We start from the raw sequence: 21,246 nt of genomic DNA, 5'->3' as shown, positions 1-21,246 counted from the left end.
TATTATCGACACATGAATGCAGATAGTTAGAAATTTTTAGATAAAAGTTTTTTTAAAAGAATTTCTCCTTTACATATACAGATTCTAAGAATCAATCCGGATCCTCCGCTTCAAAGGATTAACCTCCCATGTCTAAGGAACAATCGGATCGTTCCTGAGTTTATCAATAAATCCTTAATTGATATGTGGCCGGATAAAAAATTTATATGCATGTTCATCGATTCAATCTGCAAATGGAGCAGATTAAATTTCTTCAGGCTGTATCCTTAACTCCCCTGATACATATTCAGCTGTTCAACAAAAAAGGTGCTTTCCTCCACTCTGGAAACTCACCCTTTTTCAATCAAATTTATATCACCTTGATTTGATAATTTAATTATTTCGCCCTGGCTTGTAGTAATATGGATCGTTTTTATGGTCTTGGATATCATTATTATCTATAAATAAGCTTCCATCTTCTAAATAAGTGGCTAATATGACGTTCTGAACTTCGTTACCGGTTTTGTTAAGTTCTTTCATTAACCAACTTTGGTCTAATTGCAGATACTTTAAATTATGGTAAACAATTTGACCGTCCATTATCAGCGGAATAGGCACATATTCTTTTTTTACAGGTAATTTTAAATCCTTGGGTTGAATTGGTCGATATTCCGACTTTGGGATAACACTGATACTGCCTGTTTCCTCCATCACTGCCAAGGCAATACTTTGAGTATCAGTGTATCCTTTAACTCTTAATTGTGACAATAATTGATTGATGGGCATCCGGACCTTTTTCAACCCTGTCTTTTTAATATCACCGTTTTGAATTAATACCGTAGGACTCTCATATAAAATCCACCTTAATTTATTGTGTGTGGATAAATGTATAAAAGTTTTATACAAAATGACTATTATACCAGCGTAAGTAAAAGCCTTTCCCACATTACCAGCCTCAACAGGCATGCTGATGATATTGGTAAGAATATACGTATACAATAAATCAAAAGAATGCATTTCAGCTACTGCTTTTTTTCCAGTAATCCTTAAAAATAAATATCCTACCACAAACACCAAGAATGGACGGTAAAATGTTTCCACTTTCATCTCCCCTGAACCAGAATAATGTTTAGTATTTGAAGATTCATTCATGTCTAGTCCACGGTAGACATTTTCACTTGCTAACGGAACAGTTGGAGGCGAAATTACAAATCGTTTAGTCGGGATGGCTCAGCAAAAAATGTCAAGTCTTAGATAATAAAACCTTTCATAGGGGCAGTATGGGCTGCCGAAGCAACTGTATCTTACTCAACTAATGCGCCCGATAGTTTAAGTACATTTCATCATAAAACTAAAATTTCTAGGATAAAAAATGTAATTTTCTTTTTTATTTGCAAATGTATACCCCGGTCTACAGACTTTTCTTTCGAGTTTTATTAAAATATATTTTATAACCAATCTCAAACCTATGATCTTTTCTAACTGTTACTTCACAATAATAAGGGATTGATTTTTGATAACATCAAGTGCTGGAATATCACTGAAAGTGAATTTTATTGGGTTAGCTTTGACACCGTTAATTGTAATATCTTACACATAGTAACCTTAATATTTTTCATAAGGGAAAATACAAACAAACACGAAAGCATTCTTGGAATTATCACTTCATGTGTAGCCTGGATTCCTTTGTTGGAATGGTTAGGCATACATTAGTGCAATTTTGCCAATGATAGATAAGCGTAAAAACAAATGGTAAACAAAATGGCATTAATCATGCAGCATAATACTTAAACTAAGCCCATTATAAACAGGAAATCCTGCTCTAAGTAAGCAGGATTTTTTTGAATGGGGAATATAATTATTTATCTTAAAAGAGGAAATTATTCGTTCTCCTCTTCTTTTTGTTCGTTTTCTTGTTGTTTCTGTTCAGAAGGCTCTTCTGTCGGATCTGGTTCATTGTCATCAGCATCATTATTTTTATCCTGTTGATGCTGTTCAGAAGGTTCCTCTGATGGATCTGGCTCATTATTATCAGCGCTATTACAGCCTGAAACTATTCCAAAAGACAAAAGAACTGTCATGAAAGCAAATAAATATTTTTTCAAGAGATTATGTCCCCTTTCAAATTTCAATTACTATTAGTATTCTTTGCTTCGATGTCAAAATTATTCTCTTAGTGGAAATGCAAATCAGGCTGCTGTGGCAGCCTGATTAAACGCACCGTTAGCCATATAAAGGTCCAATGTTAAACCACCTTTTCGAAGGTGGTTTATATTTCGTTTCCAATTTTGTCCTGAACTACTTTGTAATCTTCTTATCCCTTTATGGTGGATATTACAGAATGACGATAACAATTTAAAGTAGATGATGAATATACAACTATTTATTGTTTCTTTGGGTAACATATAGTGGAAAAACTGTAAGGGGAGAGTCATAAATGGAGTATATTTACAAGCCGGTTGTAATTTTTATCGTTGGATATCTACTTTTGAGATTAAGTGGGAAATCAACAGTATCGCAGTTACACAGCTTTGACTTATTATTCATTCTAATACTTGGCAATGTCATAAGCGAGCCGTTAGAGGACACAAATATCCTTAAAGCATTAGCCTATTCAGCAGTCATAGTGATTTTATATAAAATCTTTGCCCGTTTGGCCTTACAAAATCAATTAAGGTGGATTCTTTATGAAAGTCCTACGGTATTAATTCGGAATGGTGATATCGATAGAGAGGGGTTAAAAAAAGTCCGGATGCCCTTGGACGAATTACTGGCGCAGCTGCGTATCAAAGGTTACGCGGATACTTCCCAAATAGCGATTGCTTTAATGGAGGATACCGGAAGTATTAGTGTAATACCAAAATCGGACTACCGTCCAGTACAGCCTGCAGATCTCGACAAAAAGGTTAAAGAAGCATACATACCTATTCCCCTCATCATGGATGGTCAAATAATGAATCATAATTTAAAATACCTTAAACTCCATCGGGATTGGCTGTATAAAAAACTGCAGAAACATGGATTAAAGGTAGATGAGATTATGCTAGCAACGTATTCACAAAACGGGCAGTTAAGTATCGATGATAACAAATTTAAAGGCCATAAAAATGATCCCAATTATTATAAACCGGGTGAGAACAACTAAACTTATATAGTCAATTAGGCGACTTGCCCTGAGTAAATATATGCACCTCACGAATGTATAGCAGCTATACGTTACGTTTTTTAACTAACGCACATACAATACTGCCTCGTTTGTTTAATAAAGGAATCCCACAAAAAGGTGCTTCAAACCCTCTTGGATTGAAGCACCCGCTACTTTAAGTACAATATTTACTATCTGATTGTGGAGAAAGTTGGTGTAACTTTTAGCATTCTCATAGCTTTTTTATTTTAAATAATGATTTTAAAAACTGCCTGATCAGCTGATTGAAGTGCCCCTTCAAGATGTCCACTACACTGTGAATTCGTTTCTGTACCAGCAAAAATAATTTTCTCGTAAGAAGCATTATCTGGTAGTGTTGCTCCCATCTGAAGGACATTTCTTTAGCTGCTCACCTGAGTTTTGTCCTTCATCGACCCTATGAAGGACATTACTTTAGCTATTTCTTCCTTCCCCTACTCTGTCCCGCATTCATTAATCACCAACTCAACTAGTTAAATCGTAACAACTGGCTACCCGTCTGGAACCCAGTTCTTGTCTAACCCATATACTGCCTAAAGCAACAGCAAAAGGAGAGGTTGAAATGGAATGGCTCGTTCCGCCTAATTATCTTCAACAGGGGTATGTTAATGACCAATACAGATTCGCTATGCCGCAGGATCCGAGTGATGTACGGGATTTTCAGGCATCAGCCAGGCGGTTTATACCGCTTACACAAGAAATTGCGCAGCTCTTAAATGCGATTGGGAATAATGCGAATTTTGCCAGACAGTTAAAACGGGCAGCGGCAGGGGGTCAAAACACCAGGGTCAACCAGCTTATTCGTTCGGCTGGCGTTCGCACGCCATTTAGAGCCCAAATTAACCCTGACCGTATAGCTATTATTTTCTTTCCTCCAACGGGTACTAAGGCATGTTTTGGAATTACCGTTTCTTTGTGCTGGTAACTTTATTCTATATTCCTGCACGTGCGACATGCTTGAGCTTGGCAATATCACCTATAATAAGAGTCTGAGAAGTGATTTGAGCAATCTTTTCATTTTAGTTATAATTCATTTTATATCCTCCTGGTTTAATGAGTTCGTCCTTTTCGCGTGCAGCTTTAGGACTCTCTCATTCTACCAAGAGGTTATTTTTTTATTCAAACCTCATTTTCATTCATTACAGGAATGCTGCCCCGTTAGTGAAACAAGAAAAGGGCTGACAATGTAGCAAAACTGGTCAGCCCCATCTTGTACGCCGTCACCCTGTGGCCTGACTCAATTTTTAACTTTACCAGTTCCTGTTGTACCTTATATCCCATTTCTTGATTAAATTCTAAATGCTGATCAGAAATACAAGAAATTGCTTTTCTTTGTTCCTCAGCCTTAATTAAATCTTCGGCAATATTACGATAGTTAATCATTGATACCCTCCTTATTCCGATATCTCACTTTTAAGTGTATCTCCAACCGCAAAACGATTTTTGGGAACTTCATTCACAATGACCCGAATACTTGTTAATGGAGCCCCAAGCAATTCCTGAATTGTACGTGCTACATTCCGTATACAAGTTTCGATGGTTTCTTGATCTCTTCCTTCAAGTAATGTGATTTGAATAATCGGCATATGTTTCCCCTTTCTTTATTTAAAAAGAAGCATTACCCCTGAATCGGTGTAATGCTTAATTAAACAAAGGTTTTTAATTGAATTAACATTAGCAAAACGAACAAGGCAGAAACCCACTAGAAAATAATCCAAGCATTAAGGCAACTTCACCTGCCACTTCTAATACAGCCACACCAAATGCAAGAAACCCGGGCAGCCCGATACTACTAAACCATCCAACCGTGTTTTCAATGCCTCCCTGTAATTTTGTTAATCCATGAATAAAGAAACTTATTCCTAATATTAACCTTAAAATTAGTGCACTTACTTCATATCTATTTACCATAGGGTTCCTCTCCCTTACTTGCTTTTGGAAAAGAAACAGCATATGCTTGTCGTCCGGAAAGAGGCAAGAACAAATTCTTTCTTTAATGAGTTAAAGATTGAATACTTAGCTTCTAAGGGTGGACTAAGAACCATGATAGTCGAATTCCCACCAGGAGCCTCAATTGGAGAACCTCATTCCCACGAGGGTGAAGAATGTCATTTAGTATTGGAAGGGAAAATACATGCCGATCAAGGAGAGGATTCCTTTAGCAGGAATGCGAGTGTCCCACACTTTGTGAAAAATATTGGTGACGAAAAAGCAGTAGTGTTCATCTCGATTTACTCAGATACTGAATTGAGGGATGTATTATAGAAATCGGTTAGTATTGCATCTTTATTAGATTTTTTAGTGGTTCTTATACAGCACCCTGGTCTACTTCGTTAAGGTCGTGTAAACGCTAGAATATAATTGACAGTTTTCGCTTAATTAGATTTTACACTTTTACTCTATCAGCCTAAAACTTTAGTAAAATAGTTTGTGATGTTATTTTACTGGAGGTTAGGATTTGGAGGAGAAATTAGTGTTGTATGTAAAGATTCAGGAATTACATAAACGGAAATTTAAAGTAGCACAAATCCTAAGGAGCTTAAGGTCTCAAGGCCAACTGTCCATAAATATTTAGATATGATATTGGAGGAAGCAAAAGCTTACAATGAAGAATTTCATGGGAGGAAGAAGAAGTTAGACAGCTATAAAGACTGAATACTTGCCTGGATAGAAGAGTACCCCCACCTGAGTGGTGCACAGATTCATGATTGGCTCCTTGAGAGATACCCCGATCTGGTAGTCGGGGGAAGTACTGTCAGATCTTATGTAAAAGAAGTCAGGGAAATCTATCAGATTGAGAAGAAAGTGATTGTTCGTCAATACGAAGCAGTCCCTGAACAACCAATGCATTTCAATTTTATGGAGGACGCACGGAAGAAATCGTATAGGGGGAGCTTAGATGGAACAACAAAATACTTTAACAAAATTAAAAAACTACGCAAGAAAACTAAAACAAAATTTATTCGTACTGAATAGTGTTATTATTATTAACAATTGATTCCAATTTTTAGAAAATCGATGAAGAGAACAAGTACGTTTAGACAAACTCCAACAGCGAACTGGGTATGGTGAGAGCCAGTGAGGGAATCTATTCAGAAAAATCATCTCTGAGGTGCATGGCTGAACACTGAGTAAGTCATGACGGGCTTTCCACCGTTAAAAGGAACACGTATGATAGTACGTTGACAAAGTGCTGCTGCATATTTGCAGCAGAATTTGGGTGGTAACGCGGGTGACACACTCGTCCCTTTTATAGGGACGGGTGTTTTTTATTTTATAAGGAGGTTTTAAAAATGGAGTTAAACAGGTCTAAAGAAAGTAGAACGACACGTGACCGACACATTCTGAATTACTGGGAGAAACATGATATTTTCCAGCAGTCTATGAAGAACAGAGAAGGTCAGGAAACGTTTGTTTTTTATGAGGGTCCCCCTACAGCTAACGGTCTGCCTCACGTTGGGCATGCTCTAGGCAGAACGATAAAGGACATCATTGCCAGATATCAAACGATGAACGGCCAGCATGTAATGAGGAAAGCCGGATGGGATACCCACGGATTACCGGTAGAATTGGGTGTCGAGAAAGCTCTTGGCATATCAGGGAAACAAGAAATTGAGAAATATGGTGTGGAACCCTTCATTCAGAAATGTAAGGAAAGCGTGTTTTCTTATGAAAAGCAATGGAGAGATTTCACAAGGGATTTAGGATATTGGGTAGACATGGATGACCCCTACATGACAATGAATAATAGTTATATTGAGTCTGTATGGAATATCCTTGGTACGATTCATGATAAAGGATGGTTATACAAGGGGCACAGAGTTTCTCCCTACTGCCCGAGCTGCCAGACTTCCTTAAGCTCCCATGAAGTGGCTCAAGGGTATAAGGATGTGAAGGATTTAAGTGCCACGGTTAAATTCAAATTAGTCGGCACGGATCATGTTTACGTTCTAGGATGGACTACCACTCCTTGGACTCTTCCATCCAATGTAGCCCTGGCCGTCAATCCTGACATGAATTATGTAAAAGCCCAAACCGGCAATGAAGTGTATATCGTTTCCCAGTCTCTGGTAGAACATGTACTAAAAGAGCCTTATGCCATTGTTGAGACATTAAAGGGAAAAGAAATAGTTGGTCTTTCCTATCAGCCTCCTTTTGACTTTGTTGAGGTTGAACGCGGTCATGTGATCGTCGAAGGAGATTTTGTAACGGATGTCAGTGGAACAGGTATTGTCCATATCGCTCCTGCATTTGGCGAGGATGATTACCGTCTTGTTCAGGAGCAGGAGTTATCCTTCATCAATCTTGTCGACGAAAGAGGCAGATATCTGGATGTTGTAACTCCACTAGCCGGCCAGCTGGTCAAGGAGAGCGATGTTGATATAGTCAAGCTGCTTCACGAGAAAGACTTATTATTTCATAAAGAAAGATATGAACATTCTTACCCGCATTGCTGGAGATGTGATACTCCTTTACTCTACTATGCTACTGAAAGCTGGTTTATTAAAACCACTGCTTTAAAAGAACAATTTATCGCTGCAAATCAAGGGGTTAATTGGTATCCAGGACATATAAAGAACGGACGCTTTGGAAACTTCCTAGAAGGTCTGGTTGACTGGAACATCAGCCGAAATCGTTATTGGGGCACACCTTTGAATGTTTGGGTCTGTGAATCATGTAACCACGAGATGTCTCCTAAAAGCATCCATGAATTACTATCAAAATCGGAGCAGCCCCTTACAGATATCGAGCTTCATAAACCCTATGTTGATGAGATTACGTTCGCGTGCCCTTCTTGTGAGGGAACCATGCATAGAACTCCTGAAGTGATTGATGTATGGTTCGACAGTGGCTCTATGCCTTTTGCCCAGTACCATACGCCTTTCGAGAATCAGAAACTATTTGAAACTCAGTTTCCTGCTGATGTGGTTGTAGAAGGGATTGACCAAACACGAGGCTGGTTTTATTCATTGTTTGCCGTTTCCATGTTATATACAGGGAAGGCTCCTTATAAAAACGTATTAGCAACAGGTCATGTACTGGATGAACACGGACAAAAGATGTCCAAAAGCAAAGGGAATGCGTTAGACCCAATGGATTTAATTAAATCGTTCGGTGCTGATGCTCTGAGATGGTCTCTAATCGAAGACAGTGCTCCCTGGAATCCTAAGAAGTTTTCCGAACGGAATGTACAGGAAGCTAAATCAAAACTGGTAGACACCTTGTCGAGCCTGCTTCATTTCTACACCTTATACGCCGAAATCGATTCTTTCGACCCGGATACTCATAAAAGTGATTCATATACACTTATGGATCGTTGGATTCTATCCCGATTAATGACTACAACTAAACTCATGAAGAAAGAAATGGATGACTACCAGGTTACTAATGCCGCAAGACTAGCTGGAAAGCTTATTGAGGAGATCAGTAATTGGTATATACGAAGAAACCGAGAACGTTTCTGGAGCCAAGGGATGTCTGACGATAAAGCAGCAGCCTTTCAAACCCTTCACAGGCTCTTGGTCGATACAGCAAAATTGCTCTCTCCTTTCGTTCCTTTTATTTCCGATGAGGTCTATTACTCATTAAAAGGTAAGAGTGTACACCTTTCAGATTATCCAGAATCACAGCCGGAGTATATGGATGATGAATTAGAAAAGCAGATGGAGGCAGTATTACAGATTGTAGAATTAGGCAGGAGTGTGCGTCATGCTCATCAGATCAAAACCAAGCAGCCGCTCTCAAACATGGTTGTTGTCTCAAATCATCTTGACGTAAAATCTTTATCTGGTTTTGAAGAAATTATAAAAGATGAGCTAAATCTGAAACGAATCGACTGGGCTGATTCATCCAATGATTATATCTCGTACAAATTAAAACTTAACTTTAAGTCTGCTGGACCTAAGTTTGGCAAATATGTAAATGAATTAAATAATAAATTAAGCAAGGTCACTAATGATGATATCCTTCAATTCCTTCATAATGGTTCTCTTTCTCTCAGGCTGGATCATACAGAGACTGTGATGCTTGTACAAGAGGACGTTCAAGTCCATAAAACAGCTGCCTTAAAAGGTTATTTTGAAACATCGAATCGTGATTTTACTGTGATCCTAGATACAAATATTACAGAAGAACTTAAACGGGAAGGCACTGTTCGTGAATTTGTACGCAGTATTCAGGATTTGCGGCGTAAGCTGGATTTACCGGTCGAGAAAAGAATTGAATTATACATTTCTTGTTCAGATGCTTTTAAGCAATTATTAACATCTTATGAGCAATTAATCAGAAAAAACATCATCTTAGAACATCTTCATTTTTCCACTGTTGACCAGATGGATAAGGTTAAAGTTGAAACGGAGGAATTCCTTGTTGGTATTAAATAACTAAAGAAGACCCTACTTAGGGTCTTCTTTATATTAATTTATCCTTTTCCCTTACCGTTAACCATATTAAAATACAATGATGGTTCTTAGAACCACCATACTCAAAAATAATTTCATTAATATAAGCCAAGTCGCCCACAATGGATTCCAAGTCGAATTCTTCAATTAATTCCCTAGTGATTGCATCCAATCTTACCTTCGAAACTCTCTCTTTGTTTTATTCTCCATTTTCATCCTCCTCTAGAACTGCTAGACAATTAAGCCATCAGTAAATTTGATTAATCACAGATGAGTTTTAAAGAAGATGTTCGGATTTTTGGATCGAAGTCGGTTATTGAAAACACATTCCCAAGCCATTCATATTGGTTCTTTACAACGCTATCTAAAAAGACCACTGCTTTGGCATAATTCTGGATGTTTCAGGATTATGCTTTTTTGTCCTAAATTGCCAAATCGGCTATCCATTGGTATACATCATAAATTTTTTACAAATACTACAGCAATGACATGAACTAAGAGGTGTGAAGATGATATGGCAAACCAACAGAAAATAGTCAGCACCTTAAAGGAGCAGCTTGGCAATAGCAACGATTTTAAAATACAGGATATTGATTCTTTCCGCAAAAAAATTGTCCTCGTCTATATAGAAAGTTTAATTGACTACAAAAAGATAAATAAAGACCTCATTGATCCTTTGCTGTTATGTGAAAAAGAGGATAAATATTTATTGCATTTGCTCTCACTCCCCCCTTGCAGACAGCTAAAAACCGAAGACAATTTATTATCACTGCTTATTAAGGGAAATCTCTTGATAATCACTACGGATTTTATTTTTTCGTATGATGCAAAGAAAGCCACAAATAACCAGCCGGGGGATTCAGCTGTTGAAATGGCGGTTCTCGGTCCCCAAAAGGCGTTAAGCGAGAACTTAAGTACTAATATTAATTTAGTAAGAAACCGTTACCCTTCTGAACATTTAATCATGGAACAGCAGACCGTCGGAACGATGTCTAAAACACCAATTGCTCTTATGTACGATAAAAAGCTGGTAGATCATGATGTTTTAAGTGATGTAAAGAAGCGTCTGCCGGAAATTAAGATGGATATGATTCAGGCGATCGGCCAGCTTGAAAACGCCATGACCAAGAAAAAACATCATTTGTTTCCGATTATGATGATTACGGAACGGCCGGACCGGATTGCGTTAAATCTTTCACAGGGAAAAGTTATTATTCTCATGCATGGAACTCCTTTTGCCCTTATTGTCCCTGCTGTTTTTTTCGATTTTATGTCCTCGATGGATGATACTTCACACACTTTTTGGACCAACATGCTGATGATTGGAATTAGATATATTGGTCTTCTCATTACCCTTGTTCTGCCAGCCTTGTATATAGCTCTTACTTCGTATAACCCTGAAATACTCAGGTCTCAGCTGGCGGCTACTATTGCTGGAAGCCGTGCAGGAGTTCCATATCCCTCTTTTTTTGAAGTAGCATTCATGATGCTGGCTGTAGAGATGCTAGTTGAATCCAGTATTAGGCTGCCGAAAGCGATTGGACCGACAGCAACTACCGTTGGCGGGCTCATACTCGGGCAGGCGGCGCAGCAGGCTCAGCTAGTCAGTTCCATCATGATTATCATTACTGCATTTGTCGCCATTTCTAATTTTACGATACCCGTTAATCCAATGAGCTTTGCCATTAGGGTGGCTCGCTATCCATTAATTCTTCTCGCAAGTTTTTTTGGGATGATGGGTGTGGTAGCAGGACTTATCCTGCTAATATGTTATCTTACTGACAAGAGAAGCTTCGGCACCCCTTTCTTGAGATTATATCGGGGTTCCTCGAGGAGGATAGAGAAAATAACTGAAAATCCGAAGGGGGAGAAAGGGTAATTGGCGCGTTATTTTTATATGATTGTTTTTTTGAATATGTTTGTGCACATCATTTTTAATGTCCCGCTGATTTTAATTCAACACCGCTTCAATGGCGCAGTTACCTCAATGGCCATAAGTATTGTCATCGGGTCCATTTTGTCCTATATATTTATAAAGGCAATAAGCAAATATCCCTATAACGGCCTGCCGGAAATATTCATGGATCTGCTGCCCGGGTATATTAGGATTCCCTTTTTACTATTTTTATCGTTAATGTGGATCGCTGCTGGGAGTCTGGCTATTGGTTCGTTTGCCTATTTAGTTAAGCTCTATGTAAATCCCGAGATGGATTTGAAAATCATTTTAGGATTTCTTGTTCTTGTGCTCATATACGGATCTACCCGCGGGACACAATCTATCATTTATAAAACAGGATTTTCCGTCCTAACAGCTTCACCATTCATTGCTTTTATCATCTATAAAGCGTTGACGAGTGACTATTTTTACCCAGTACATATAAAAAGAGTTCTCCAATACAGCTGGGAAATGCCTAACTACAGCTCTGTCGCTGCTGCCAGTTATATGTTTACCGGATATATTAACCTTGTCATTATGAACAGAAATATTCAAGCCAAGAGAATACTTAAACACTTCTGGCTTATTCCTGTCTTAGGAACATTAATCCTGGTTTTTACATATTTAATTCCCTTTGGATTTTTAGGAATCAAATCAATCGGTGATTTTGTATTCCCTTGGATGGTAACTGTGGATACATTAAGAATGGAATATGGTTTTATTGAACGAACAAGCTTTCTTTTAGTTATGATTTTTATGATCTTGTCGATTCTATTTGGGATCATTACATGGAATGTGGGACTGGAGCTTATGAAAGGAGCTTTCGGAATAGAAGATAGAAAAACAGGGAAACGGCTTTTTCCACTGGTCTTTCTGGGGATTGTAGGATTTCTGACTGTCTATTTTCAGGAAACCCTCAACCAAAGATCTTATTTCGAGGCTGCAAAAATCTGGTTTAACCTGCGGCTCCCTGTGGAGATTCTTCTAGTATTGGCGCTTTCTTTGCTTCCCTTAAGGAGGAAACAAGCATGAACAGGAAAGTAGCACTCGTTTGTACTTTTGCTGTACTAGTGGGTTTGTTAACAGGCTGTGCATATAAGGACATTGACAAACGTTTTTTTGTGACGTCCATTGGCGTGGATTATTCGAAAAACCCGCAAAAACCATACCATGTTTCTTTAAAATTAGCGATTCCCTCCCCACAGGTTCAGCCAGGCAAAACTAACTTTCAGGTGATTTCTGAAAACGCAGATTCCATCGCTGAAGCGGTACGGGTCATGAAATCCAAGGTAGATAAAGATTTTGATTTTGGCCACTGCAGAGTACTAGTTTTTAATAAAGCGATTCTTCGAAAACACCAGGCTGAGGTTTTGAACTGGTTCATGCGTCGAAGGGATATCCAGGGAATAGCCTATATGGCACTTGGCGAACCAACTGCGGAAAAGGTGATCAGAGTGAAAGCGAAATCGGAACGGCTCCCCTCAAATGCTATCATTCTGTCCTTTGATGAAACTTCCAATGACTCTCCGTACATCATACCTGAAATACTTAATGACTTTTATATGCGGCTTAGAGAAGAAGGAATAGATCCATATCTGCCTGTAATTCAGCCTTTAAAAGATACTTACGTGATCAACAAGGTAGTTTTATTTAAAGGCTCCAGACTAAGCAAGGAATTAAACAGAGATGAAACAAGGATTTTGAATGAGCTTCTTAACACTGGCAGAAGAGGGCAGATCAATGTTAAACAGGGAGAAAATGAATTTTTTGTAAATGTAGAAAGTTTTAATACGAAGACAAAAGTCGTGATTCCGAGGAATAAAAAGCCATATGTCAACGTTCATATTAAGATCGATGGATATATTGAATCTTCCGACAAAAAGATATACCATAACTATGAGCTGCTGGAGGATCAAAGGCTGGCATCTGAAGTAATAAGTAAACGAGTAAAGAGCACGTTGGAAACCATACAAAAAACAGGATCAGACCCTTTAGGCCTTGGCCTAAGGTACCAAGCTAAGCATGGAGTCTCAGAAAAAAACGTTAAAAAATGGAATAAAATTTATCCACATATTCACTTTAAGGTAAAAACAGACCTTAAGCTTAGAGGAACTGGAATCATGTACTAATCAGCTAATCGGAATTAATACTCTAAGGTGATGTGCGGATTTAACAATGTGAATCTGCAAGACGGAAGGGGCTGTTCTGTAGATTTGCAATTCCTTTAATCATTTCTTTTCCTCCCTATAATATTGCCTTTATCGTAATGCAAACTTTTTCTTATTATAAGCTGAAAGTTAATATTCCTGTTTGCTGTAATTAAAATAATAGGAAAAACCCAAGATCCATTTACGCTCTTGGGTTTATTCAACTAACGCACCCGATCGTATTATAAGGTTATCCAGATTTTTCTGGTTGACCTTTTTTTATATGGTTTTAGTCTTTCGGTGAATAACAGAACAGCTATTTTCCTAATTTCATCTACTTTGGTACTACAGCTTCAAACAGTTCCTCTTTCAATTAACTGAGCTGATCGTTCCTCCATTGAGAAATCACGGTTTACAGCTTGTATGAACAGGTTCTTTCCCATTTCCTCAAGAGGAATTTCTATGGTTGTAATATTCATCATTTTTGCTATTGGTTCATTATCAAATCCGATAATGGCAAGTTCATTCGGTATAGATATAGACTGTTTTTGACAACTGACTACCATGCCGGCTGCGACTTGATCACTTGTAACCAACATTGCTGATGGCGGTATAGTCAATTTTCTTCTTTGATTGACCACTTTTGCACCATCCTCAAAGTACAGACACCCATCCATAATATAGTCAGGATTGTATGGCAAGCTGTACTTCACATGAAAATCTCTATATGCAAGCTCACGCTGTCGGCTGTTAGTCCCCGATTTCCTGCCAATGCAGTAACCAATTTTTCTATGACCCTTTTGATACAAATATTCCAGTGCATCAAAAAAGATTTTGTAGTGGTTCACAAAAGTAGATGAAGCCTTTTTTCCCATTGTATTTTCACATATTACAATAGGTCCAAATGGCAAATGCTCTTCAATGGCAGACCAGTCACAAGCTCTCGAACAAATAATTAATGAATCGATTTGTTTTAATTTCAGCATTTGCAGTGCTTCCATTTCTCTGGTCTCCATATAGTCAGTTTGAAATAGGATCAGCTTATAGTTATGTTCCAAAGCCTGCTTTGCTATTCCCTTTAATAACTGAGCGAAATAAGGATGATCTGAAAAAGGAAGAACCACCCCTATTAATTGCGTTTTTCCCGTGCTTAAATGAACAGCATTGATGTTTTTCTGATAATTACTGATCGTAACAGCCTCTAATACTGCCCTCTTTTTTTGTTCGCTGACATACGGATGGTTATTTAATACACGAGAAACCGTTGTGACAGAAACTCCAGCCATCTTCGCCAGATCTTTAATATTTGTCATATACTCACCTTTTCAAAGTCGTGAACATCACTAACATCTTATCTAGAATTAATAGAGCATACAAACATAATCTTTGTACCTCTACAATATCAACTCTTTTATGCTATTTATTATTCCGCGGTAAGCCTAACTAATAAAGTATTCTATTATGCCATTAGAATACGGAATGGTTTTTATTGATTTAATCTTTAGATTGGATGAAATAATCATCAAAGAACTGGATAGTTCTCACTTCCATTGATTGTCCAGAAGTTTTTAAACAAAAGTAAGAGGCCATATAGATAACAAAGCATAGTAAAATTAATTCAAGCATAAGAATCTCCCCTCGTTTCTATGATTTAAAATGACTGTAAATGATGAAACGCGTTCCATGTCAAACAAAAATTCAGGCATTATATTTTGAATAATTGCCGTTAAACATAAAAAAAAGGGACCATTTGAGATCCTATTCTGAATGTTTGTTTTAAATCCACCGATTTATTCTTAATTCTTAATAACGGAAAAATACTAGATAAGAAAAAAACACAGGCTTTAGCTGGAAACTAGCATTTCTATTTCTACTAATTCCAATCTCCCTATGGCTCTTAACATAGGGGTATTGTCTGGATATGTGGAAATGAATTAGGTAACATTTAGCTGTCCAAAGTCGAGGAAATACTGGATATGTCTAGAATGTGGGGTCTAATAGTGGGGTGAAAAAAAGAAAAAACATCCGGAAATATTGAATAAAATAAAAGGCTGTTTTCGCAAACTTTTGTTGTTATTGTACAAGGGGGTTGATTTCCACTTCAGGATGCTCGCGGACCTTAGGGGCGGGCGCTGAGCCTCCTCGGCTTCGCCTGTGGGGTCTCACCTGATCGAAAAGCGGAGGACGGTGCTTTTCAAGAAAAGATCCATCCAAAAGCTGAATGATGATCTTTTTTATTAGAGGCAAGACGCTAAAAGAAAAGCAGACACCTGACCGGCATAAGACTAGCGGCAGTAAAAGGCCGATTTTGCCTTTTAATGGCGATTGGCTTATGACCGAAGGTGTCAGTCCGGAGCTGGACATACCCGCTACTCCCGCAGGAGTCTCGCACCTTACATTCCAATCAACCTGTTTAACAATAGAATAGATTCACAAACTTAGTAAAAACAACAAACTTTTAGAAAAGAGCCAAATAACATGCCTTGTAAATTAAATCTACTCCATTTTCCTTATAAGTAAGTATCCTACAAAAAGGCCAAATAAGAATCCAGCTAAGCCTAATAAAAAAGGCTCTAAGAACGATTTTCCAAAGATAATACCTACAGTTGAGAACACACCAGCCAAAATAAAAGGAAAAGCATGGGCCTTTGAAGGATTCTTCTGTTCATCACGTATATATCCATTTCGGTAAGCATCCTACTGTGCAAATGCAAAAAAGGACGGATAATTGAGAATCCATTGATAGTCTAAAAAATTTCTTGCAGTAATAAAGTCCCCTTTTAAAAAGCTGTGTAACAATAAACTATTCAAATGTCCAAAATGATTATTTAAAGAATTAATAAAAAATAAAAATAAACCTTTAAAATAATTACCATTATAGAATTGACCTAACCCTGTATATAACCATGTGAATGCTACAGCATTAAACCTATGTGTATTAATTATTTTCACTAACGGGGCTCCTTAGATACTAATTAATGATTAGTATTTCTTAAAAGGGATATCTGATTCGACAAAGCTGCAGTAGAAGCCCTCCTTCTTCAACTAGTGCACCCTTTAGTACAACAAGTTTTATTCAATATTCATTTTTAAGAAGGATATTCCCATCGTTACTGGTACACTCAGAGCAAAAGTAACTAATAAGGCAGTTTTCAAGTTCATACTGCATTTAGGGTTGAATCTGTCTTTAAACAAACGAAGTAACATAAAAAGCAAAACATATATAACCACGCGATTAATAAAGTAGCCATAGTAACCTTATCACTCATCAAACCCCTCCAGGAAAATATCGTATATCAAGTTAATGTCCCTAACATTAGACTGCCGAAAGCTGTTCCAACTGCCCTTTTGCCGATTCAATACCTTTCCTGCCTTTGAAGCATATACCGTACTGCATTTGCGGCATTAATGCTTGTCCCCTTATTAGTAAAATAAATTCCGTCTTCCTGCTCATTTGCTGCAAAATTTATATGTCATATTGCTATCCAGCAAGGCATCGATACTATAAACGCCGGAGAGCAGTGAGCATTAAAACAATGGGTCCTTCTATACTGGCTTTCTTCAAGGCAGCTCTAATTTCTTCGACGATGTTTTCCACTGTTCTGGGTTTACCAGAAACATCACTCCATCCGTATCCGAAAGGCTCGACCACCACCACTTTGTTATTCTTTGATGATTCCTTAAGGGGTTCGAAGTCCAAAACGGGAGTGGTTGTGCCCAAACCCGGCAGCAATACAATTGTGTGTGGACCCCTTCCTTTTGAGTGACATTCATGTGTTCCCCGTTTACCTGGACGAGTTTCCCCCGGGCTTGATATTTAAGGGTTTCGTAGAGGTTCCTGCAATGATGGAACCCGACCCATAAGAAAAGTATGCCAATTAGGATGAGCCCCGTTTTTCTTATCATTCTCCTTCTCTTCTTTTTCTGAACAAGCTGTTCCACTCTCCTTTTATTTCAAATATTGTTCTATTAATTAAAATCATCTTTCCTTTGTAACACGGGCAGCAGTGTTTATGTACTGCACGTTTTCAAAAACGTTCCACCTTTAAATTCGGATACTTCGGTTAATGCTGTTCGATCTATAATGGCTACGAGCAAGGTGATATAAAAATTTTCCGTCCTAAGAATACACCATTTTTTTGTGGAACTATAATCTTTGTAATATCTAGTTTCCTAGTCACAGCTTTGTACTATTTCATAAAACTTTAACAAATCTTTACCATACTCTTGATCCAGGATTTACATTAAGCCCTACAGACCATGTCTTATTCTAATTTCTTTGTCAATGACATTGAAAAAGCTTACTTGAATTTTATCTTCTAGCTATCATCTCGATTTCAACCTGTGCACCAAGAGGCAGGGATGATACACCTATAGTTGTACGAGCTGGATATGGCTCAGAAAATTGTTTAGAATAAACTTCATTCATTACTGTGAAATGATTCATATCAGTTAAGAATACATTCACTTTTTGAACACGATCAGGAGTTAAGCCTGCTGCTTTTAATACATTGAAGAGATTCTTAAAACATTGGATTGTCTGTTCAACAATATCACCTTCGACAAGCTTTCCAGTCAGTGAGTCTACTGGGGTTTGTCCAGATAGAAATATTAAATCTCCTGCTTCAATTGCATGTGAGTATGGACCCACAGCAACAGCACCAGATGCACTAAAAGCCTTTCTTGACATAAAAAAGTCCTCCTTTAGATACTAGGAAAAAAATTGATTTATGACCAAATTGTAAGCTAAATGGAATATATAAACTAAAGCAGACCACCCGTTTGTCTAATAAGGAATTCAATAAAAAGTGTGTTAATCCTGCTGGATAACACACCCGTTAGTAAAGTAAGGCCATATGTAGAGCTTATTACTGCTAAATTAAATTTCCCCCAAAACATCTAAAGGAATTTCACCTTCTTCATCGAATTTGTAACATTGAATAACAATATAAAGGTGGAATGTCTATGAATTCTATTTCTTCTCCTATCGCCTGTAAGGTAAACAATGTTTTCATCCATGTTAGTAACCTTGAACAATCAGCAGAATGGTACAGTGACTTACTTGGACTCCCATTCAATAAGGATGACGTTGCATCACCTGTATATAACATTCCCATTAATTATGAGACTGGACTTACTTTGGACGATCATACTTTTGATCCAGCATTTACATTAAGCCCGTCAGGACATGTTTTATTTAATTTCTTCGTCAAGGATATTGATGAAGCATATGAATTTGTTAGGAATAAAGGAATTACAATTGTTAGGGAAATAGAACGAATTGGTGATTTTGCCTATTTTAACTTTAAAGACCTAGATGGTAATGTTTTAATGATTTGTAATTGTTAAAGTGCCGTGCCATGGTTATATAACCATGGCACTTTTATTGCACAAAAAAGAGTCAAAAGCTGCCAGCACAACTATCCTTATTTTTACTAACGAACCCTTTAGTTAAAGAAGAACAAATAAGGGCTAATATTATTATGCTTCCTATGTACTAGAGAATTAAACCCCATAATGTATCATGTGTTTGTTGTCTTCGTTTGCCTCATTAATTTTTTTAGCCCATTCATTAAGTGCCGCGGATTCTTCACAAAATGTTGAAGATGTAACAGCTTTATAGAATAATGATAATGACTCAGGTGGAATAATTGTAATTCCCCAATAAGCTAAACCAAACTCTGAGTGTTTAAGCGAATGAAAGTATGTTTTCATAATAGATAAATGCTCACTTAGGCTATTAATAATATCATCATCAACCGATATACATTTGTATCTTAATGGTTCATAACCAATCTCATATTTCACGTTTTAATATCTTCGATGATTCCAAATTCATGAACAGGCATTATTATTCTCCTATTCTTGTTCCAGCTCACGAATTCTTTGAACCTCTGTTCGTAAATCAGCAAAAAGGGCTTCAATGCTGTCTGGGCTACTAAACTAAGAACCCGTTTACAACTATCCATAATATTTAAGCCTTTGGTTAAATGTATAACCATATACATAGTAAAAAATCCGAAAAAAGTATCTTTATTCAAAATATATCTGCCTCACACAATTTCTTTTTTCTATTTTATCAATAACTTATTGAACTAAACTGTACCCTTTGCACAATAATAGAACGGGATCGCCGCAGCCATCCCATATTTCACATGAGCACCCGTTAGCTTACCAAGATTTATTCCCAATTTATTAAAACTTGAAAACAAATCACAGCCTATAGAGTTAGCCTAATATTGCTTGCGCCATTTTACCATATATTTGAATTTACAATTGAACTTCAAGGTCACAAAAAGAAAAGAACCGCCGCAGCGATCCTTTGATGTTCTATTTGCTGTTTGAGTAAAGCGGGTCACCTATAATAATGGTCCGCACTGCTTCGACTATTTTTTAACTTATTTACCCATTATAGAGACAACAATTACTTAATATCTTGTAAAGCTTGTTGAAGTGTGGCGTAAGTTTTAATACTCGAAAAATTGATTCCTGAGTTGATAATTCTTGATACTAAATCCGTTCTAATCCCTGTAAACACCGCATTGATCCCTAGCAACCTAAGAACATCATATATTGTAAAGATTCGGGCCGCAATTTCGGTATCGATAGAGGCAATGGTTGAGAAGTCAATAATAACACATTCAATTTTCAACTCAGTGACTCTGGGTATGACTCTATTCATAATAAATTCACTTTTTTCTACATCAATATCTCCAATTATCGGGAGAACCGCCATACCATTTTGTATAGGGATTATGGGTGAAGATAGTTCTGTAATCTTTTGGTTCTGCTTTTCTTTGGTTTCTTTTGTTATTCTCTCTCGTTTAAGAATCGTTTCGGTAATACTTAAATCCAGAAAATAACTTAATCTACTGGTTACAGTGATAACTTCCTCAGTAGTTAATTCATGGTCCATGCATAATTGAGACAAAATTTTTATTAATAGCTGTCTAGTTTCCGCATAGGGTTTTATAAGACTCGATAATTCCTCAATATATTGAGCATCTTCCGGTGTTTCCTGTTTGATGAGCCATTCAATGAATATAGGTTCAACCTCTTCATTCGAAAACTTAAGCGTACTCCCTAAAAATTTTAGAAACTCAGCATTAGTATTAATTGTTTTATCTATTATTTCTTGTGGTAATGTTATTTCTATCTTACTCACACTATAATTAACAATTTCCCTGCTTATTGATTCAGCATTCTTACTTAAAAAATGTGCGAATTCTTCAATTGTATTTACTTTTTCAAAACCCATAGAGCAATACTCCTAAGTATCTATTTTTTCTTTAAGTATATTGGTTGCAAGCACACTTGTCTATCACTATAAATAACAGAAAAAAACAACTGCGGTTAACGACTTAGCAGGCAGATATATAAGCATGATGCGTGTAGATTTCACTTCCTTATTATTCTTCTCTTAGCTCCAGAATTTTCTTATTCTAAAAAAAAGGTGTTGCAGTTCTTCTTAGTTAAACTACCGCTCCCTTACGATCATATTGAGGCTGAAATGTACTAAGTGGTTATTTAACTGGAGATAATCCCTTTTAGATAGATAATTAGGAGGAGAAGATATGTTATTAACCAAAGTGTGGGAAA

At 37.2% G+C, this 21,246-nt stretch carries 17 protein-coding genes, 3 pseudogenes and 1 other annotated feature; of the genes and pseudogenes, 10 read left to right on the top strand and 10 right to left on the bottom strand.

From position 1 onward, the window contains the following. Positions 1-372: 372 nt before the first annotated feature. Positions 373-1,080, bottom strand: a complete 708-nt coding sequence (locus CUU66_RS10305) for a DUF421 domain-containing protein (protein ID WP_180955239.1) — start codon at positions 1,078-1,080, stop codon at positions 373-375. Between the two features lie 82 nt (positions 1,081-1,162). Here CUU66_RS10305 and CUU66_RS25395 point away from each other — a divergent pair. Further along, positions 1,163-1,237: pseudogene (locus CUU66_RS25395) on the top strand (hypothetical protein); the annotation flags it as partial. Between the two features lie 622 nt (positions 1,238-1,859). On the opposite strand, the gene CUU66_RS10295 reads toward CUU66_RS25395, so the two are convergent. Continuing rightward, positions 1,860-2,084 (bottom strand): hypothetical protein, encoded by a 225-nt coding sequence (locus CUU66_RS10295; RefSeq protein ID WP_374702987.1) that lies wholly within the window; start codon positions 2,082-2,084, stop codon positions 1,860-1,862. 332 nt (positions 2,085-2,416) lie between these two features. On the opposite strand from CUU66_RS10295, the gene CUU66_RS10290 reads away from it, so the two are divergent. Then, positions 2,417-3,124, top strand: a complete 708-nt coding sequence (locus CUU66_RS10290) for a DUF421 domain-containing protein (RefSeq protein WP_101641751.1) — start codon at positions 2,417-2,419, stop codon at positions 3,122-3,124. 601 nt (positions 3,125-3,725) lie between these two features. Then, the gene (locus CUU66_RS10285; RefSeq protein WP_101641749.1) at positions 3,726-4,088 is read left to right on the top strand and encodes a hypothetical protein; all 363 of its coding nucleotides are present in this window, start codon (positions 3,726-3,728) and stop codon (positions 4,086-4,088) included. 233 nt (positions 4,089-4,321) lie between these two features. Here CUU66_RS10285 and CUU66_RS10280 read toward each other — a convergent pair whose 3' ends face one another. From CUU66_RS10280 to CUU66_RS10270, 3 genes are all read right to left on the bottom strand, one after another. Then, a complete protein-coding gene (locus tag CUU66_RS10280; protein ID WP_101641747.1) occupies positions 4,322-4,546 on the bottom strand; it encodes a hypothetical protein in 225 nt (74 codons plus the stop codon). Positions 4,547-4,557: 11 nt separating this feature from the next. Next, positions 4,558-4,749, bottom strand: coding sequence for a 2-hydroxymuconate tautomerase (locus CUU66_RS10275; RefSeq protein WP_101641745.1), 192 nt, complete (start codon positions 4,747-4,749; stop codon positions 4,558-4,560). Positions 4,750-4,837: 88 nt separating this feature from the next. Beyond that, positions 4,838-5,074, bottom strand: coding sequence for a DoxX family protein (locus tag CUU66_RS10270; RefSeq protein WP_101641743.1), 237 nt, complete (start codon positions 5,072-5,074; stop codon positions 4,838-4,840). A 132-nt stretch (positions 5,075-5,206) separates the two neighbouring features. On the opposite strand from CUU66_RS10270, the gene CUU66_RS25215 reads away from it, so the two are divergent. From CUU66_RS25215 to ileS, 3 genes and pseudogenes are all read left to right on the top strand, one after another. Next, complete coding sequence (locus tag CUU66_RS25215) at positions 5,207-5,428, top strand: cupin domain-containing protein (protein WP_308302477.1); 222 nt, start codon at positions 5,207-5,209, stop codon at positions 5,426-5,428. 208 nt (positions 5,429-5,636) lie between these two features. After that, a pseudogene (locus tag CUU66_RS10260) lies at positions 5,637-6,010 on the top strand (IS21 family transposase); the annotation flags it as partial. A 162-nt stretch (positions 6,011-6,172) separates the two neighbouring features. Continuing rightward, positions 6,173-6,415 (top strand) — a binding site (T-box leader). 41 nt (positions 6,416-6,456) lie between these two features. After that, positions 6,457-9,546, top strand: a complete 3,090-nt coding sequence (gene ileS, locus CUU66_RS10255; RefSeq protein WP_101641741.1) for an isoleucine--tRNA ligase — start codon at positions 6,457-6,459, stop codon at positions 9,544-9,546. 28 nt (positions 9,547-9,574) lie between these two features. Here the strand turns inward: ileS and CUU66_RS24140 are convergent, their stop codons facing one another. Further along, positions 9,575-9,736: a hypothetical protein gene (locus CUU66_RS24140; protein WP_180955238.1), complete on the bottom strand. Its 162-nt coding sequence runs from the start codon at positions 9,734-9,736 to the stop codon at positions 9,575-9,577. A 342-nt stretch (positions 9,737-10,078) separates the two neighbouring features. Here CUU66_RS24140 and CUU66_RS10250 point away from each other — a divergent pair, with 342 nt between their 5' ends. Genes CUU66_RS10250 through CUU66_RS10240 form a run of 3 tightly spaced genes read left to right on the top strand, consistent with a single transcriptional unit; the run spans position 10,079 to position 13,629 of the window. Continuing rightward, positions 10,079-11,443 (top strand): spore germination protein, encoded by a 1,365-nt coding sequence (locus tag CUU66_RS10250; protein ID WP_101641739.1) that lies wholly within the window; start codon positions 10,079-10,081, stop codon positions 11,441-11,443. After that, positions 11,444-12,532: a GerAB/ArcD/ProY family transporter gene (locus CUU66_RS10245; RefSeq protein ID WP_101641737.1), complete on the top strand. Its 1,089-nt coding sequence runs from the start codon at positions 11,444-11,446 to the stop codon at positions 12,530-12,532. After that, positions 12,529-13,629: a Ger(x)C family spore germination protein gene (locus CUU66_RS10240; protein ID WP_101641735.1), complete on the top strand. Its 1,101-nt coding sequence runs from the start codon at positions 12,529-12,531 to the stop codon at positions 13,627-13,629. Before CUU66_RS10245 ends, CUU66_RS10240 begins: the two co-directional genes overlap by 4 nt. A 371-nt stretch (positions 13,630-14,000) precedes the next feature. Here the strand turns inward: CUU66_RS10240 and CUU66_RS10235 are convergent, their stop codons facing one another. Continuing rightward, complete coding sequence (locus tag CUU66_RS10235; RefSeq protein WP_101641733.1) at positions 14,001-14,960, bottom strand: LacI family DNA-binding transcriptional regulator; 960 nt, start codon at positions 14,958-14,960, stop codon at positions 14,001-14,003. Positions 14,961-17,959: 2,999 nt separating this feature from the next. Further along, positions 17,960-18,337, bottom strand: a complete 378-nt coding sequence (locus tag CUU66_RS10215) for a RidA family protein (protein WP_101641726.1) — start codon at positions 18,335-18,337, stop codon at positions 17,960-17,962. Positions 18,338-18,612: 275 nt separating this feature from the next. Between CUU66_RS10215 and CUU66_RS10210 the strand changes: the two genes are divergently transcribed. Continuing rightward, complete coding sequence (locus tag CUU66_RS10210) at positions 18,613-18,996, top strand: VOC family protein (protein WP_101641724.1); 384 nt, start codon at positions 18,613-18,615, stop codon at positions 18,994-18,996. A 156-nt stretch (positions 18,997-19,152) separates the two neighbouring features. On the opposite strand, the pseudogene CUU66_RS10205 reads toward CUU66_RS10210, so the two are convergent. After that, positions 19,153-19,502, bottom strand: a pseudogene (locus CUU66_RS10205) (short-chain dehydrogenase). A 569-nt stretch (positions 19,503-20,071) separates the two neighbouring features. After that, the gene (locus CUU66_RS10200; RefSeq protein ID WP_101641722.1) at positions 20,072-20,905 is read right to left on the bottom strand and encodes an STAS domain-containing protein; all 834 of its coding nucleotides are present in this window, start codon (positions 20,903-20,905) and stop codon (positions 20,072-20,074) included. Positions 20,906-21,246: the final 341 nt, after the last annotated feature.

Source organism: Peribacillus deserti (genome assembly GCF_002863585.1).
GTDB classification, from domain to species: domain Bacteria; phylum Bacillota; class Bacilli; order Bacillales; family DSM-1321; genus Paraperibacillus; species Paraperibacillus deserti_A.
This window is presented reverse-complemented; position numbering and strand designations above follow the sequence as displayed.

Coding starts and splice junctions, on each gene's coding strand:
- CUU66_RS25215 (WP_308302477.1), top strand. CDS start 5,207: ATGATAGTCGAATTCCCACCAGGAGCCTCAATTGGAGAACCTCATTCC.
- CUU66_RS10270 (WP_101641743.1), bottom strand. CDS start 5,074: ATGGTAAATAGATATGAAGTAAGTGCACTAATTTTAAGGTTAATATTA.
- CUU66_RS10215 (WP_101641726.1), bottom strand. CDS start 18,337: ATGTCAAGAAAGGCTTTTAGTGCATCTGGTGCTGTTGCTGTGGGTCCA.
- CUU66_RS10290 (WP_101641751.1), top strand. CDS start 2,417: ATGGAGTATATTTACAAGCCGGTTGTAATTTTTATCGTTGGATATCTA.
- CUU66_RS10200 (WP_101641722.1), bottom strand. CDS start 20,905: ATGGGTTTTGAAAAAGTAAATACAATTGAAGAATTCGCACATTTTTTA.
- CUU66_RS10240 (WP_101641735.1), top strand. CDS start 12,529: ATGAACAGGAAAGTAGCACTCGTTTGTACTTTTGCTGTACTAGTGGGT.
- CUU66_RS10235 (WP_101641733.1), bottom strand. CDS start 14,960: ATGACAAATATTAAAGATCTGGCGAAGATGGCTGGAGTTTCTGTCACA.
- CUU66_RS10210 (WP_101641724.1), top strand. CDS start 18,613: ATGAATTCTATTTCTTCTCCTATCGCCTGTAAGGTAAACAATGTTTTC.
- ileS (WP_101641741.1), top strand. CDS start 6,457: ATGGAGTTAAACAGGTCTAAAGAAAGTAGAACGACACGTGACCGACAC.
- CUU66_RS10280 (WP_101641747.1), bottom strand. CDS start 4,546: ATGATTAACTATCGTAATATTGCCGAAGATTTAATTAAGGCTGAGGAA.
- CUU66_RS10285 (WP_101641749.1), top strand. CDS start 3,726: ATGGAATGGCTCGTTCCGCCTAATTATCTTCAACAGGGGTATGTTAAT.
- CUU66_RS10250 (WP_101641739.1), top strand. CDS start 10,079: ATGGCAAACCAACAGAAAATAGTCAGCACCTTAAAGGAGCAGCTTGGC.
- CUU66_RS10275 (WP_101641745.1), bottom strand. CDS start 4,749: ATGCCGATTATTCAAATCACATTACTTGAAGGAAGAGATCAAGAAACC.